This window comes from Staphylococcus sp. GDY8P119P (genome assembly GCF_017892075.1).
Taxonomy (GTDB): domain Bacteria; phylum Bacillota; class Bacilli; order Staphylococcales; family Staphylococcaceae; genus Staphylococcus; species Staphylococcus ureilyticus.
This window is the reverse complement of sequence record NZ_JAESKJ010000015.1, coordinates 52,076-66,296: the sequence shown is the minus strand read 5'-3', so window position 1 is coordinate 66,296 and position 14,221 is coordinate 52,076. Positions and strand designations below refer to the sequence as shown.

14 protein-coding genes are annotated in these 14,221 nt (G+C 32.5%); 11 read left to right on the top strand and 3 right to left on the bottom strand.

The window, feature by feature from the left end; translation table 11 throughout:
* Window positions 1-172: 172 nt before the first annotated feature.
* The 4 genes from deoC to KA830_RS12630 all read left to right on the top strand — a co-directional run bounded on the left by deoC (window position 173) and on the right by KA830_RS12630 (window position 3,752).
* A complete protein-coding gene (gene deoC / locus KA830_RS12645; protein ID WP_046207733.1) occupies window positions 173-835 on the top strand; it encodes a deoxyribose-phosphate aldolase in 663 nt (220 codons plus the stop codon).
* Window positions 836-901: 66 nt separating this feature from the next.
* Window positions 902-2,203: a pyrimidine-nucleoside phosphorylase gene (locus tag KA830_RS12640; protein ID WP_064209831.1), complete on the top strand. Its 1,302-nt coding sequence runs from the start codon at window positions 902-904 to the stop codon at window positions 2,201-2,203.
* Between the two features lie 11 nt (window positions 2,204-2,214).
* Complete coding sequence (deoB, locus tag KA830_RS12635) at window positions 2,215-3,402, top strand: phosphopentomutase (protein WP_070657397.1); 1,188 nt, start codon at window positions 2,215-2,217, stop codon at window positions 3,400-3,402.
* Window positions 3,399-3,752, top strand: coding sequence for a DoxX family protein (locus tag KA830_RS12630; RefSeq protein ID WP_204196307.1), 354 nt, complete (start codon window positions 3,399-3,401; stop codon window positions 3,750-3,752). The genes deoB and KA830_RS12630 overlap by 4 nt, the downstream gene beginning before the upstream one ends.
* A gap of 793 nt (window positions 3,753-4,545) precedes the next feature.
* Here the strand turns inward: KA830_RS12630 and KA830_RS12625 are convergent.
* Window positions 4,546-5,016, bottom strand: coding sequence for an S-ribosylhomocysteine lyase (locus tag KA830_RS12625; protein ID WP_046207737.1), 471 nt, complete (start codon window positions 5,014-5,016; stop codon window positions 4,546-4,548).
* Between the two features lie 252 nt (window positions 5,017-5,268).
* Between KA830_RS12625 and KA830_RS12620 the strand changes: the two genes are divergently transcribed.
* The 3 genes from KA830_RS12620 to KA830_RS12610 all read left to right on the top strand — a co-directional run bounded on the left by KA830_RS12620 (window position 5,269) and on the right by KA830_RS12610 (window position 8,473).
* A complete protein-coding gene (locus KA830_RS12620; RefSeq protein ID WP_204179705.1) occupies window positions 5,269-6,453 on the top strand; it encodes a M20 family metallopeptidase in 1,185 nt (394 codons plus the stop codon).
* Window positions 6,450-7,643, top strand: coding sequence for an L-aspartate--L-methionine ligase LdmS (ldmS, locus tag KA830_RS12615; protein WP_064209835.1), 1,194 nt, complete (start codon window positions 6,450-6,452; stop codon window positions 7,641-7,643). Before KA830_RS12620 ends, ldmS begins: the two co-directional genes overlap by 4 nt.
* A 164-nt stretch (window positions 7,644-7,807) precedes the next feature.
* Window positions 7,808-8,473 (top strand): DUF2750 domain-containing protein, encoded by a 666-nt coding sequence (locus KA830_RS12610; protein WP_145381734.1) that lies wholly within the window; start codon window positions 7,808-7,810, stop codon window positions 8,471-8,473.
* Window positions 8,474-8,614: 141 nt separating this feature from the next.
* Here the strand turns inward: KA830_RS12610 and coaW are convergent, their stop codons facing one another.
* Window positions 8,615-9,415, bottom strand: a complete 801-nt coding sequence (coaW, locus tag KA830_RS12605) for a type II pantothenate kinase (RefSeq protein WP_046207741.1) — start codon at window positions 9,413-9,415, stop codon at window positions 8,615-8,617.
* 91 nt (window positions 9,416-9,506) lie between these two features.
* On the opposite strand from coaW, the gene KA830_RS12600 reads away from it, so the two are divergent.
* The 4 genes from KA830_RS12600 (at window position 9,507) to KA830_RS12585 (ending at window position 13,413) form a co-directional block, all read left to right on the top strand.
* Window positions 9,507-9,872: a VOC family protein gene (locus KA830_RS12600; protein WP_064209837.1), complete on the top strand. Its 366-nt coding sequence runs from the start codon at window positions 9,507-9,509 to the stop codon at window positions 9,870-9,872.
* Window positions 9,873-9,958: 86 nt separating this feature from the next.
* Window positions 9,959-10,819 carry a GNAT family N-acetyltransferase gene (locus KA830_RS12595; RefSeq protein WP_046207743.1) on the top strand — a complete coding sequence of 287 codons (861 nt, stop codon included), beginning with the start codon at window positions 9,959-9,961 and terminating at the stop codon, window positions 10,817-10,819.
* A 115-nt stretch (window positions 10,820-10,934) separates the two neighbouring features.
* Window positions 10,935-11,477: a DNA-directed RNA polymerase subunit delta gene (rpoE, locus tag KA830_RS12590; RefSeq protein ID WP_019468279.1), complete on the top strand. Its 543-nt coding sequence runs from the start codon at window positions 10,935-10,937 to the stop codon at window positions 11,475-11,477.
* A gap of 325 nt (window positions 11,478-11,802) precedes the next feature.
* The gene (locus tag KA830_RS12585; RefSeq protein WP_204179706.1) at window positions 11,803-13,413 is read left to right on the top strand and encodes a CTP synthase; all 1,611 of its coding nucleotides are present in this window, start codon (window positions 11,803-11,805) and stop codon (window positions 13,411-13,413) included.
* A gap of 104 nt (window positions 13,414-13,517) precedes the next feature.
* On the opposite strand, the gene KA830_RS12580 is transcribed toward KA830_RS12585, so the two are convergent.
* Window positions 13,518-14,039, bottom strand: a complete 522-nt coding sequence (locus KA830_RS12580; protein WP_046207745.1) for a DUF2529 family protein — start codon at window positions 14,037-14,039, stop codon at window positions 13,518-13,520.
* Between the last annotated feature and the right edge of the window lie 182 nt (window positions 14,040-14,221).

The window sequence follows — 14,221 nt, the reverse complement described above, 5'->3', positions numbered from 1 at the left end:
TTCTCCTTTAAATTCTTTTATCAAAATAAAGATAACATTTGTTTATTATTTTTGCGAATTTTTGTAATATAGAGGTAAAGCACTTGTTGTGATGTTATTAATTTTTTAGAATAGTAATGACTTTCAAGAATTAGAATAATTTCATACAGTTAATATATTAGGAGGAATTAGAATGAATTATGCAAAATATATAGATCACACTTTACTAAAACCGGAGTCTACTAGAGCACAAGTAGATAAAATTCTTGATGAGGCAACAGAATACCATTTTAAGTCAGTGTGTATTAACCCTACACATGTTAAATACGCAGCTGATAAATTACAAGATACTGACGTATTAGTATGTACAGTTATTGGTTTTCCATTAGGTGCTACAAATACTGAAGTGAAAGTGTTTGAAGTAGAAGATGCTATTAAAAATGGCGCATCAGAAGTAGATATGGTTATCAATATTGGTGCCTTAAAAGACGGACGTTATGATGAAGTCCAAAAAGATATTGAAGGCGTAGTAGCAGCAGCTAATGGTAAAACGGTAAAAGTAATTATTGAAACTTGCCTTTTAACTGATGATGAAAAAGTAAAAGCTTGCGAACTCAGTAAAGCAGCAGGTGCTGACTTTGTGAAAACATCAACTGGATTTGCTGGTGGTGGTGCCACACCTGAGGATGTTAAATTAATGAAAGATACAGTCGGAGATGCATTAGAAGTTAAAGCTTCAGGTGGTGTCAGAAACTTAGAAGATTTCAATAAAATGCTAGAAGCTGGTGCTACTCGAATTGGCGCTAGTGCAGGTGTACAGATCATCCAAGGATTAGAAAGTAATTCAGATTATTAATCACTATCTTTAAGTTTAAAATGAGACATATAAAGACATAAATGTCTAACAGGGGAGGCCAACTCAATGAGAATGGTAGATATTATTGAAAAGAAACGTGATGGTCAAGCTTTAACAAATGAAGAAATAGAATTCTTTATTAATGCTTATACCAGTGGTGAAATACCAGATTATCAAGCTTCGAGTTTAGCGATGGCAATTTTTTTCCAGGATATGAATGATCAAGAAAGAGCAGCACTTACAATGGCAATGGTTAATTCTGGTGACGTGATTGATTTATCAGCGATTAATGGGATAAAAGTTGATAAACATTCTACAGGTGGTGTTGGAGATACAACTACACTAGTATTAGCTCCATTAGTAGCTTCTGTTGGTGTTCCTGTGGCTAAGATGAGTGGTAGAGGATTAGGTCATACTGGCGGCACAATTGATAAATTAGAATCAGTTGAAGGGTTTCACGTTGAAATTAGTGAAGATAAATTTGTTGAACTTGTAAATGAAGCAAAAGTAGCTGTAATAGGACAAACTGGGAATTTAACACCGGCAGACAAAAAACTTTATGGCTTACGTGATGTGACTGGAACAGTTAATTCAATACCACTGATTGCATCTTCTATTATGAGTAAAAAAATTGCCGCTGGCGCTGATGCTATTGTATTGGATGTCAAAACAGGCAATGGTGCCTTTATGAAAACAATCGAAGATGCTGAAGCACTTGCACATGCGATGGTTAGTATTGGTAATAATGTTGGCCGAAACACGATGGCGATTATTTCAGACATGAGTCAACCATTAGGTAATGCAATAGGTAATGCCTTAGAAGTTAAAGAGGCGATTGAAACACTGAAAGGTCAAGGTCCAAAAGATTTAACTGAGTTAGTTATGACTTTAGGTTCGCAAATGGTAGTGGTTGGCGGCAAAGCTAAAGATTTAGAGGAAGCCCAAGCATTATTAGAAAAAGCAATTGAAGATGGTTCAGCATTGGAAAGTTTCCGTACATTTTTAGAAAATCAAGACGGTGATGGCTCAGTAGTTGATGATGTTAGTAAACTACCACAAGCGCGTTTTCAAATTGATTTACTTTCGCAAAAATCTGGTACAGTAACCGAAATTATTGCCAATGAAATCGGTGTTGCATCTATGATGTTAGGGGCAGGTAGACAAACTAAAGAAGATGATATTGATTTAAGTGTTGGCATTGTCCTTCACAAAAAAGTAGGAGATTCAGTTGATGAAGGCGAAGCTTTATTAACGATTCATAGTAACCGTGAGCAAATTAATGATGTTAAGGAAAAATTAAATCAAAGCATTACGATAAGTTCACACGGCGAAGTTCCTACGTTGATTCATAAAATAATTACTGAATAGGAGATGGAATGATGACTATACCATTTAAAAGGGTACATTTAATTGTCATGGATTCAGTGGGTATAGGCGAAGGGCCTGATGCAAAAGCATTTAATGATGAAGGCAGTCACACTTTGAAGCATACGCTTGAAGGTTTTGATAAATCATTACCTAATTTACAAAGGTTAGGTCTAGGTAATATCGCTGCATTACCTAATGTCGAAAAAGTGTCTAAACCAGAAGCGTTTTATACTAAGATGAGTGAAGCTTCTGTAGGTAAGGATACGATGACGGGCCATTGGGAAATTATGGGCTTAAATATTATGCAACCTTTTAAAGTTTATCCTGATGGATTTCCACAAGAATTAATCAGTGAAATTGAAACGATGACAGGTCGAAAAGTAGTTGCAAACAGACCAGCTTCTGGTACACAAATTATTGATGAGTGGGGAGAGCATCAGATGAAAACTGGAGACCTGATTGTCTATACATCAGCAGATCCAGTACTTCAAATTGCGGCACATGAAGATATTATTCCACTCGAAGAATTGTATGATATTTGTGAAAAAGTAAGAGAACTAACTAAAGATCCAAAATATTTAATTGGTCGAATCATTGCACGACCATATGTAGGTGAACCAGGTGCTTTTACAAGAACTTCTAATCGACATGATTATGCGTTAAAACCATTTGGACGAACAGTGATGAATGAGTTGAAAGAGAATCAATTTGATGTGATTGCATTAGGAAAAATCAATGACATTTATGATGGTGAAGGTGTTACTGAAGCAATTCGAACAAAAAGCAATATGGATGGCATGGATAAGCTCATAGAAACTGTACAACGTGAATTTAAGGGGTTAAGTTTCTTGAATTTAGTGGATTTTGACGCTCTGTATGGACATCGACGTGATAAAAATGGATATGCTGAGGCATTGAAAGATTTTGATGAGCGTTTACCAGAACTTATCAAACATCTTAAAGATGACGACTTAGTAATCATTACTGCAGACCACGGCAATGATCCTACGGCACCGGGGACAGATCATACAAGAGAATACATCCCAGTCCTAATGTTTAGTCCTAAAATAAAAGATTACCATGAACTATCTACGGACGATACGTTTAGTTCTATAGGTGCTACAATTGCGGATAATTTTGACGTTACATTACCAGAATTTGGTCGAAGCTATTTAAAAGAAATGGGTGTCGATAAATGAAGCGGTTATTAAGCTTGATTTTAGGCTGTGGCTTCATGATTATTGGTGTCTTACATTTTAAACATGAGTCACGTTTTAGAAAAATTGTACCTGAATATTTACCACTTAGAAAATCTGCGGTTATTATTTCGGGTGTAGTCGAAATAATTTTTGGCTTGCTTTTAATAGTTAATAGACCTGGCCAATGTCTCAAGAAAATGATTAATATGTTTTTATTAGCAGTATTGCCTGCAAATATTTATATGGCAAGAAAAAAATTGCCACTAGGCGATAAACAACTGCCGAATAGTTTGTTATACAGTCGAATCCCACTACAATTTGTCATAATAAAAATCGTGAACAAACTATAGAGTGAACAATCAATAGTTGCGTGACTGGATATACATTATAAAGCGCCATGGTTAGAATGCTCTGATTATAGACTAAACGCCAATTTCTATTAAATTAATATAGAAATTGGCGTTTTCTATGTTTTATATATCATAGTTAAGGTGTAAACTTGAAAAAACAAAACTTAAACGATAACATCATTTCTTTTAAAAATAGAGTTTTATAGCTGAGTCGAAACATGCGGACAGCCAAGGTAACCTTATAATTTGAGCGGTTGCATGTTCAAACTTTACAAAAATATATTTCTGATAAACATAAACGTATAAAAATGAAAAAAATATAAAAAATACCATTTTTCAATTTTGTTTTAATTATCATTAGCGCATTGAGTTACTACTTTTTTATATTAAATGCCATTAAAACAAAGAAATAAAGATTCAAATATGGACTTGTTTTTAAAGTGTTTTAATGTGAAATTACATATAAATACGTTGTATTTTGGCGAGACGCTTGAGGGAACGGAACAATCTGAAAACGACAGGCTGAAGTCGTCCTCTTAAGCAAGCGAGCCAACAATAATACGCCGCAGTATTGAATAATAAAGAAGCACGCAGATGTATTAATTAAATCATCTGCGTGCTATTTTTCTAGGTTTTATGTCTCAGATTCTTGTGTATTTTGACATTAGATGATAACGATTCAAATCAAGCAATCTTTTTAAATAAATTAGAATATTGTCAGTGGTTATTCAAAAATAGTTACTTATATTTTGAATTTGATTTTTGTATCTTATTTTACAATGGTAATAAGATATTATTTGCCTTCGCCATAAATATCATGCCATTGATTCTTTTTATCTAAAAATGCTTGTGCAATTTCTTTGGCACCTTCTAATGAATGGCTAGCAGCCCAACCACATTGTACTTCATTACATGCTGGAACTTCTGTAGCAGATAATACATCTTGAAGTGTTTGTTCAATTATACTTAACACATCATCATAATCACTATGATTGATAAAAGATACGTAAAAACCAGTTTGACAACCCATTGGACTTATATCAACAACTTTATCTGAATGATTTCTAATATTTTCAGCCATTAAATGTTCAAGTGAGTGCAAACCAGGCATTTCCATATGTTCTTTGTTTGGTTGTTTAAAACGAATGTCATATTTATGGATAACATCTCCATTAGCACCTTCCATTTTACCTGCAAGTCGAACAAATGGTGCTACTACTTTGGTATGATCTAAATTAAAACTTTCAACGTTCATTTTTGGCATGTGATGTCCTCCTAAAATAATAATTATCATAATTGTAACAAGACGTAACGCTATTTACAATTTCTATAAATTTTAGAAAACACAACTAAATATCATTTTTTAAAATTTCAGAAAAATAATGACAGAATTAATCAAAACGGATAGAATAAGTAATAATAAAAATGTATTTTGCACATTTAGTATTAAATATGCTTTATTTATAAGTTTTATAATACGTGTGAAATGTTGTAGTACAAGGGAGTTGTATTGAAAATGACACATGAACAAATCATATTAGATTATATAGAAAATGAAAAATTAACATACATAGAATTGAGTCACCTTATTCATCAAAGACCTGAATTAGGTAATGAAGAAATATTTGCTTCTAGAACGTTAATTGAAGATTTAGAGAAGCATGGGTTTGAAGTTGAAACAAATATTGCAGGTTATGCTACGGGTTTCATTGCACGTTATGATTCAGACATCGACGGTCCAACCATTGGATTTTTAGCAGAATATGATGCTTTACCAGGTCTAGGGCATGCCTGTGGTCATAATATTATAGGCACGGCAAGTACATTTGCTGGTATAGCTTTGAAGCAAGTGATTGAACAAACAGGTGGAAAAGTAGTAATACTTGGTTGTCCAGCCGAAGAGGGTGGTGTCAATGGTAGCGCAAAAGCTGCTTACGTTAAAGAAGGTATTGTAGATGAAATGGATGTTGCTTTAATGGTACATCCCGGAAATGAAACTTACAAAACAATTAACACATTAGCGGTAGATGTTTTAGACATTAAATTTTATGGTAAAAGTACACATGCTTCTGAGAATGCTGAAGAAGCAAGAAATGCTTTAGATGCAATGATTACATATTTTAATGGCGTGGCTCAGCTAAGACAGCATATCAAAAAAAGTCAAAAGGTTCATGGTGTTATATTAGATGGTGGAAAAGCTGCTAATATTATCCCAGACTACACACATGCGCGCTTTTATACACGTGCAACATCTCGTAAAGAATTGGATATTTTAACTGATAGAGTAGGGCAAATTGCAAAAGGAGCCGCGATTCAAACGGGATGTGACTATGAATTTGGTCCCATACAAAATGGTGTTAATGAATTTATTAAAACGCCCAAATTAGATGATTTATTTGCAAAATTTGCTACGAAAATGGGAGAGGCGGTTATAGATGATGATTTTGGTTTTGGCTCGACAGATACGGGTAATGTAAGTCACGTTGTACCAACGATTCATCCTCATATTAAAATAGGTTCTAGAAATTTAGTGGGACATACACATCGTTTTCGAGAGGCGGCAGGAAGTGCCCATGGAGATCAAGCTTTAATAAGAGGTGCTAAAATCCTTGCATTAATGGGATTAGAATTAATAGAAAATCAAGCAGAACTTAATGAAATAGTTGAACAGCACCACTATATAAAGGGGAACAAAAAATGAAAAAACTAAGTACTCAACACCCTAAATTAACACTTAGTGATTTATACAATGATGATGTCGTATATACTTCTAGACCATCTTATATTTCCAATCCATGGTTAGAACCAGAGGAACATCAATCTAATTTTTTGACTGGTAGGGAATTGATTATAGCTGATCAAATGCCTGTTATTGTGCATCAAGCAAGTGTCACAAAGAAATTGGAAAGGTTATTGGAATTGATTGGCAAACCAATGCCGACCAATATCTATACTTTTTATGATCAAACTTCGTACGAAAAAACAATAAAAAAACTTGCCAAACAAGACAATAAACGCATTTATTTTCAATATATTCATAGTGAATCTATTTTAGAAAAAGAATATTACGCAATGGATAAAGATATTTTTGTTGCATTAAATAATAAAGCACGCATTCCAGAATGGACGAATCAAAAATATTTACCTGCACGTGAAGTGGTAAAAGTAGAAGCGTTTGAAGATGCGATTACAAACTGGACGTTTCCTTTTGTCTTGAAGCCTGGTGATGACTTACCAACTGCAGGCGGTTATGGCGTGATGATATGTTATGACGATGAGGACTTGATTAAAGCAAAATCACGTATTGAACAAGCAAAAGATGAGACTGACACAATTATTATCGAACAAAAAATTCAGGAAATAGCTAATTATTGCGTGCAATTTGCATGTGAAAAAGAAGGGGATATTCACTATATAGGTACATCAGAGCAAATTACAGACAAATATGGACATTATAGTGGTAATCAAAATGTACATGATGTGCCTGAATCAGTCATTCAAGCAGGCAAAGAAATCATGGAAATAGGTGTGTCGAAAGGTTATTTTGGGATTGCGGGTTTTGATTTACTTATAGATGAGCACGGTGATATATTTGCGATTGATTTAAATTTTAGACAAAATGGCTCAACAAGCATGCTTTTATTAGATCCATTAATTCAGTCTGGATATCAAAAGTTTTATAGTTATATTGCACCTCATGATAATGAACATTTCTTCCAAACAATTATAAAATATGTTCGTAAGGGTTGCTTGTTTCCGCTATCATATTATGATGGTGATTGGTATAATAATGAAAACGTTCCTTCAAGATTTGCGTGTATTTGGCATGGACAGTCCCAAGAACAAGTGGATAAGCTAGAACAACAATTTTTAAAAGAATTAAAAATATAATCAGTAATATAGGAAAAATTCAGTTAATAGGATTTGTTAACTTAGTTTATTGTTTAGATATATTAAAATTTTATTATTTATTGTATGACGTTAATTGACTATAGTATTATACTCATTTATATTTTAAATATAGTTAAATATTTTAATGAATTGAAGGTGTGATTATGTCTTATAAAGCAAGTTCATTTTTTCAAGATATTCTGGTAAATGAATATTTTTATATAGCAACAAAGTCAAAACAACTAATTAGACATGAAATTTTAGGGAAAGACGTCATTTGTGTTTGGACTCAAAAAGAAACAGCTGAAACATTCTTAAATAAACATGACACTGATTATGATAAGATTAAAAAAATTGATATTGATCGTTTCGTAACATATGAAATGGATGATGTGTTTGCAGAAGGTGAAGAAGTGTTGATGAATGCTTCAACTCAGACAGATGGCGATTTAGTAAATATTATTGATTTTACAAATGAATTGATGTCAGATTTAGATGAAATTCGTCTCAAAGAATTTGTTATTGATGTAGCAGAAGAAGATGCTGTATTTGGTTTAACTAATAAAGATGCCAAACAATTCATTATGATTAGTGATGATGAGCATCAAAAACCACATATTATGCCGGTGTGGAGTATTAGAAATAGGGCAGAAAAAGTAAGAAATGAAGATTTTGAAGAATGCGATATTATTGAAATAGAAGGTGAAGTCTTCGCAGAATGGTTAGATACTTTAAGAGATGATGACAAAGCAGTAGCGATTGATTTGAAATCAGGCGTTGTAGGTACCGTAGTCTCAGCTCAGAAAGTATTAGATCAATTACCGTTTTAATATAATCGAATACAAGCACTGTTGGAAGTAATTATTCCGTTTGAATGAATAGTGATATTCAAACGGAATAATTACGTTCATTTTTTACCATGACATAAGTAAAGAAAAAACAATTCTTTACATTTATGTCATGGTATTTTTTTAACTTAAATGAATTGCGCCTAGTGCACCGGAAAAGGCACCGTGTTCAATATAAAATGGTTTAAAACCACGTAATACCGTATAATCTTTAACAACTTCTTTAAGTAAATGATTATTGTGGAACGAAGAACCGATATAAGCTACGTTTTCTGTACCATATTCTCTCGCTACTGTAATAGACATCGTAGTAATGACTTCTCCCACTACACCAATCAATGAAGCTAATTTGTCAGAATCTGAAAAATCCTTGTCTAAATTATGCAACACATGACCGAAATTAGCAGCAGTTAAATCTCCTGAAATAGGAGGTTCACTATCTTTATAGATATGTTTTACTTTTAAATCAATAAATTCGCGATCTCCTTTTTGGGCAGTATCTGTCAATTGTTTGTAATCTTTTAATCCAGTTAATAAATAACCCAAGCCTTGTATCATACCACCGCCTGTACCGACACCACCAACACGTTGTTGTTCTTTGCCATTTGAATAATGCAATGATGTTCCAGTACCAACATTAGTAAAAATATAATTATCTAAATGATGACCTTGTTCTTCTAACAAGAGTTCTAAACCTTTTGCAGCAGCATCAAACTCTACAAAAATACGAGATTCACAATTTAAACTATTTTGAATTGTCCCAGCTTGCCCCCCTGTTAAACTAATACTTTCACAAGATTGTTGTTCCAACCATTCAATGACGTCATTTATTTCAGTAGTTAATTTTGTAGTATATTGTCGTTTACCATTATCATCTTGAACAATTTTTATAAGTGTTCCGCCGGCATCAATGCCTATTTTCATCTGTGTACCTCCTAAAAAATTTACATTATAACTTATATTATAATAAAATGAGGTAAAATCAAATATAGAAAATTAGAAAGGAATGGTTTTAATGAAATTAAGCCCTTTTATTAAAGTAGATGATGTAGAACAAGCATTAACATTTTATAAAAATGCGTTTGGTGGTAGCGAAAAAATATTAAACGAAACAAACGGTAAAATTTTACACGCGGAGCTCCATATTAATGAAACAGTTGTATTACATATTTCCAGCACATATGGACGGGAATGGAGCAATGACAACACAAATATAATTTTAACTTTCGACGATTTGGAAACTCAAAAACAAGTATATGATAAATTAAGCGAAGCGGGAGACGCACATATGCCTCTGTCTAAAACATTTTTTAATGCGATGCATGGACAAGTGAAAGACCAATTTGAAGTCAACTGGCTCATGAATTGTTTCTTAGACTAATAAGACAAAATGTTCAACTTTCGATTATACTAGTGTAAAAGTGGTATTAATAACTAATAAAAGTTAAACACAATAGGGGATATAATATGTTTATTAAAGAAACGTTTGAAAATATTACAATACAAGTTTTTGAAGAAAAATATAAATCAGCTGTTTGTCATTTTAAATTAAGTGAGCGCCAACAGATATATTCTTCATTGCCAAAAGATGTGCTTAGTGATGCGTTGAAGGATAACGACCGAGTAGCTAATATTGCTTTGAATGATGAAGGAGAAGTAGTAGGTTTTTTTGTCTTACATCAATATTATCAACATGAAGGCTACGATACACCTAAACAAGTTATATATGTTCGTTCTTTATCTGTAAACGAAGATTTTCAAGGGTTTGGGTATGGTACAAAAATGATGATGTATTTGCCACAATATGTTCAAAAGCTATTTCCAAATTTTAATCATTTATACTTAGTTGTAGATGCGGAAAATAAAGGTGCATGGAATGTATATGAACGTGCAGGTTTTATGCATGCTGCCACAAAAGAAGAAGGCCCGATTGGCAAAGAACGTCTATATTATTTAGATTTAGATTCTAAACATGTATCTTCTTTAAAGCTAACAGCAAATGGAGATACATCACCTTATGATGTGCATATTATTGATATGATGAAAGACGATAATAAGGTAGGTTTTATAGCAATTGAGCAACATGAACAGCGTATGAATATTAATTCAATTGAAGTTGATAAAGCAGAGAGACATAACGGTATAGCGGAAAGTGCATTGAGACAATTACCTACATATATTCGAAAACATTTTGAAGGTATAAAGCTAATAACGATTACACTTTATGGGGAAAATAATGAATTAAAACCACTATGTATAAACAGTAATTTTGTTGAAATTGAAAAGGCAGAAGATTTTTCTGTTTTTGAAAAATATATTAATTATTAATAGTGTTTGCGAAATCAGGGATTGTCATTTATAATTTACTTTTGTTATTATTACTTAAGATGAATAGTACTGATTTGGATAAATGCATAAATGCCTCTGAAAGGAAGAATAAATAATGAGAATTCAAGATTACACTAAAGAAATGGTTGACGAGAAATCATTTATTGATATGGCCTACACATTATTACTTGAAAAAGGCGATACAATGAACTTATATGATATTATTGACGAATTTAAAGCTTTAGGTCATTACGAAGACCACGAAATTGAAAATAGAATTGTTCAATTCTATACAGACTTAAACACAGATGGTCGTTTCCTAAATGTTGGAGAAAACATATGGGGCTTACGTGATTGGTATTCAGTTGCCGATATTGAAGAAAAAATAGCACCAACTATCCAAAAATTCGACATTTTAGACGATGACGATGAAGAAGATAAAACATTAAAATTACTTGGTGAAGATGAGGCAGACGACGATGATGACATCCCAGCAGTCACTGATGACCAAGAGACAATCGAAGAACCTGATGAAGAAGAAGTTGACGAAGAGATTCCTGAAAATGAAATCGTTATTGATGAAGACGATGACGAAGATGAAGATTTAGAAGAAGACGAAGATGAATATGATGAAGAGGAAGAAGACGAAGAAAATTAATCAATAATCTATCAATATTCATTTGACTTTTTCTGCGAAAATGATAAAATTTTATTCGGGCTCCTTTAATTAGGACGACGTGTATAAATGTTATACGCTCCCCCTTGCAAATGCTGTGAGAGGGAGCGATTTTTTTATTTAAATGACTATACAAATTTTATAAAATTTTAATTTATGACGTTATTTTTAGTGAATATAATGACATTTAAAAATTATAACGCTTAGACGTTTACATAAATTATAACTATTTCAATGATTAATGAAACATGCCATAAATTTTTGTTGGTATTGTGGGAATGACTGTTTTAATAATAGGAGGCAGAAAATGACAAAATTTATTTTTGTAACTGGTGGAGTTGTATCTTCACTAGGTAAAGGTATCACAGCAGCATCTTTAGGACGTTTATTAAAAGATAGAGGATTAAAAGTTACAATACAAAAATTTGATCCCTATTTAAATGTTGACCCAGGTACAATGAGTCCATACCAACACGGTGAAGTATTTGTTACTGATGATGGTGCGGAAACAGATTTAGACTTAGGACATTATGAAAGATTTATTGACATTAATTTAAATAAGTATTCAAATGTTACTGCTGGTAAAGTTTATTCACATGTTTTGAAAAAAGAACGCCGTGGGGATTATCTTGGTGGTACAGTTCAAGTAATTCCTCATATTACAAATGAAATTAAAGAGCGTTTACTTTTAGCAGGAGAAAGTACGAATGCTGATGTAGTTATTACTGAAATTGGCGGTACTACTGGAGATATTGAATCATTACCATTTATAGAAGCGATTAGACAAATTCGTAGTGACTTGGGTCGTGAAAATGTCATGTACGTACATTGTACACTTTTACCATTTATAAAAGCTGCCGGTGAAATGAAAACAAAACCCACACAACATAGTGTTAAAGAACTTCGTGGGTTGGGTATTCAACCAGACTTAATCGTAGTACGTACAGAATATGAATTAACACAAGATTTAAAAGATAAAATTGCTTTATTCTGTGATATTAACAAAGAAAGTGTCATTGAATGTCGCGATGCAGATTCACTTTATGAAATTCCATTACAATTAAGTAAACAGGACATGGATGATATTGTAATTCAACGCTTAGAACTTAACGCTAAGTATGATACTCAGTTAGACGAATGGCAGTATTTACTAGATACAGTAAACAGTTTAGATGGCAAAATAACTATCGGCTTAGTTGGTAAATATGTAAGTCTTCAAGATGCTTATTTATCAGTAGTTGAATCGTTAAAACATGCAGGTTATCCATTTAAAAAGGATATTGAAGTTAAGTGGATAGATTCTAGTGAGGTAACTGATGAAAATGTACATGATATACTGAATGATGTTGATGGCATTTTAGTTCCTGGTGGATTTGGATTCAGAGCAAGTGAAGGAAAAATATCCGCTATCAAATACGCGAGAGAGAATAATGTACCATATTTCGGTATCTGTTTAGGAATGCAACTTGCTACAGTAGAGTTTGCAAGAAATGTACTTGGCTTAGAAAATGCACACTCTGCAGAATTAGATCCCTCAACGCCACATCCGATCATTGACCTATTGCCTGAACAGAAAGACATTGAAGATTTAGGTGGTACGTTAAGATTAGGGCTGTACCCATGTCATATTAAAGAAGGAACTTTAGCGCATAAAATCTATGACGCAGTAGATGTAGAAGAAAGACATCGTCATCGTTATGAGTTCAATAATGAATATAGAGATCAGCTAGAAGAAAAAGGTATGATTTTCTCTGGAACTAGTCCAGACGGTAGATTGATTGAAATGGTAGAAATTCCTGAAAATGATTTCTTCGTTGCATGTCAATTTCATCCAGAATTCTTATCTAGACCTAATCGACCACAACCTATATTCAAAGCATTTATAGAAGCATCATTGAATCATCAACAAACAAAGTAAATATTGATTAAAAAGGCTGAAACGATGACATTCGTTTCAGCCTTTTTAAAGTTAGTTTGTTTATTAAATTTGATGAGATATCAAGAATAATAGTGATTTAGATGTTAAAGATTTAAATCTCTAACCATTTCAACCATTTGTGTATATATATCATAATAAATGTAGTTGAATGCAATTGGATGTGGTATAACAATTTTATCGTAATCTTCGGTATACACAATAGGTCTTGGTGTACTTAGATTAACAAAATGAAATAAATGATCTGGAAAATTTCCTGTTTTTGGTTTATTACAAATTAAGACAAAGTCTACATCATTTGCAATTAATGACTTAACATCATTTTCAACATTCTCAGTATAGTAAGGGGAAAAAAGAAACACTCTATCTGTTGTGTCAATATCTTCGAATGTATTAAGTGAGGATAATGCAACACTAGATTCTAACTTTTCATTACTATTTAAAATATAATTTTCAAAAAAATTCAAGTCCCCATAACCTTTAACAAACACATTACCTTCTCCACCTATTGCTTGAATTAAGCATTGAGCTGCCATTTGAATATCTAAATCTTGTGCTTCAATTCGATTGAAAACACCATTTAATTGTGTGTTTAAAATTTTAGACATATATGTACCTCCGATCTATTCACTCAACTTATTTTAAATAATGATAGAAAATATTGCAATTTTATATAAAAATATGAATGCTAAAGACTGATTTAAATGGAATAAATTAAAAAAATAAATTAAAAACGCTTACAAATGAATAGAAGAATGCAAATTGTTTGGGATTTTGATATAATTAAATT

Bases quoted from the DNA above. Each gene is read 5' to 3' on its own strand.
- KA830_RS12620 (WP_204179705.1), top strand. From the start codon at position 5,269: ATGACACATGAACAAATCATATTAGATTATATAGAAAATGAAAAATTA.
- rpoE (WP_019468279.1), top strand. From the start codon at position 10,935: ATGAGAATTCAAGATTACACTAAAGAAATGGTTGACGAGAAATCATTT.
- KA830_RS12595 (WP_046207743.1), top strand. From the start codon at position 9,959: ATGTTTATTAAAGAAACGTTTGAAAATATTACAATACAAGTTTTTGAA.
- KA830_RS12610 (WP_145381734.1), top strand. From the start codon at position 7,808: ATGTCTTATAAAGCAAGTTCATTTTTTCAAGATATTCTGGTAAATGAA.
- KA830_RS12640 (WP_064209831.1), top strand. From the start codon at position 902: ATGAGAATGGTAGATATTATTGAAAAGAAACGTGATGGTCAAGCTTTA.
- KA830_RS12625 (WP_046207737.1), bottom strand. From the start codon at position 5,016: ATGCCAAAAATGAACGTTGAAAGTTTTAATTTAGATCATACCAAAGTA.
- KA830_RS12630 (WP_204196307.1), top strand. From the start codon at position 3,399: ATGAAGCGGTTATTAAGCTTGATTTTAGGCTGTGGCTTCATGATTATT.
- ldmS (WP_064209835.1), top strand. From the start codon at position 6,450: ATGAAAAAACTAAGTACTCAACACCCTAAATTAACACTTAGTGATTTA.
- deoB (WP_070657397.1), top strand. From the start codon at position 2,215: ATGACTATACCATTTAAAAGGGTACATTTAATTGTCATGGATTCAGTG.
- deoC (WP_046207733.1), top strand. From the start codon at position 173: ATGAATTATGCAAAATATATAGATCACACTTTACTAAAACCGGAGTCT.
- KA830_RS12600 (WP_064209837.1), top strand. From the start codon at position 9,507: ATGAAATTAAGCCCTTTTATTAAAGTAGATGATGTAGAACAAGCATTA.
- KA830_RS12580 (WP_046207745.1), bottom strand. From the start codon at position 14,039: ATGTCTAAAATTTTAAACACACAATTAAATGGTGTTTTCAATCGAATT.
- coaW (WP_046207741.1), bottom strand. From the start codon at position 9,415: ATGAAAATAGGCATTGATGCCGGCGGAACACTTATAAAAATTGTTCAA.
- KA830_RS12585 (WP_204179706.1), top strand. From the start codon at position 11,803: ATGACAAAATTTATTTTTGTAACTGGTGGAGTTGTATCTTCACTAGGT.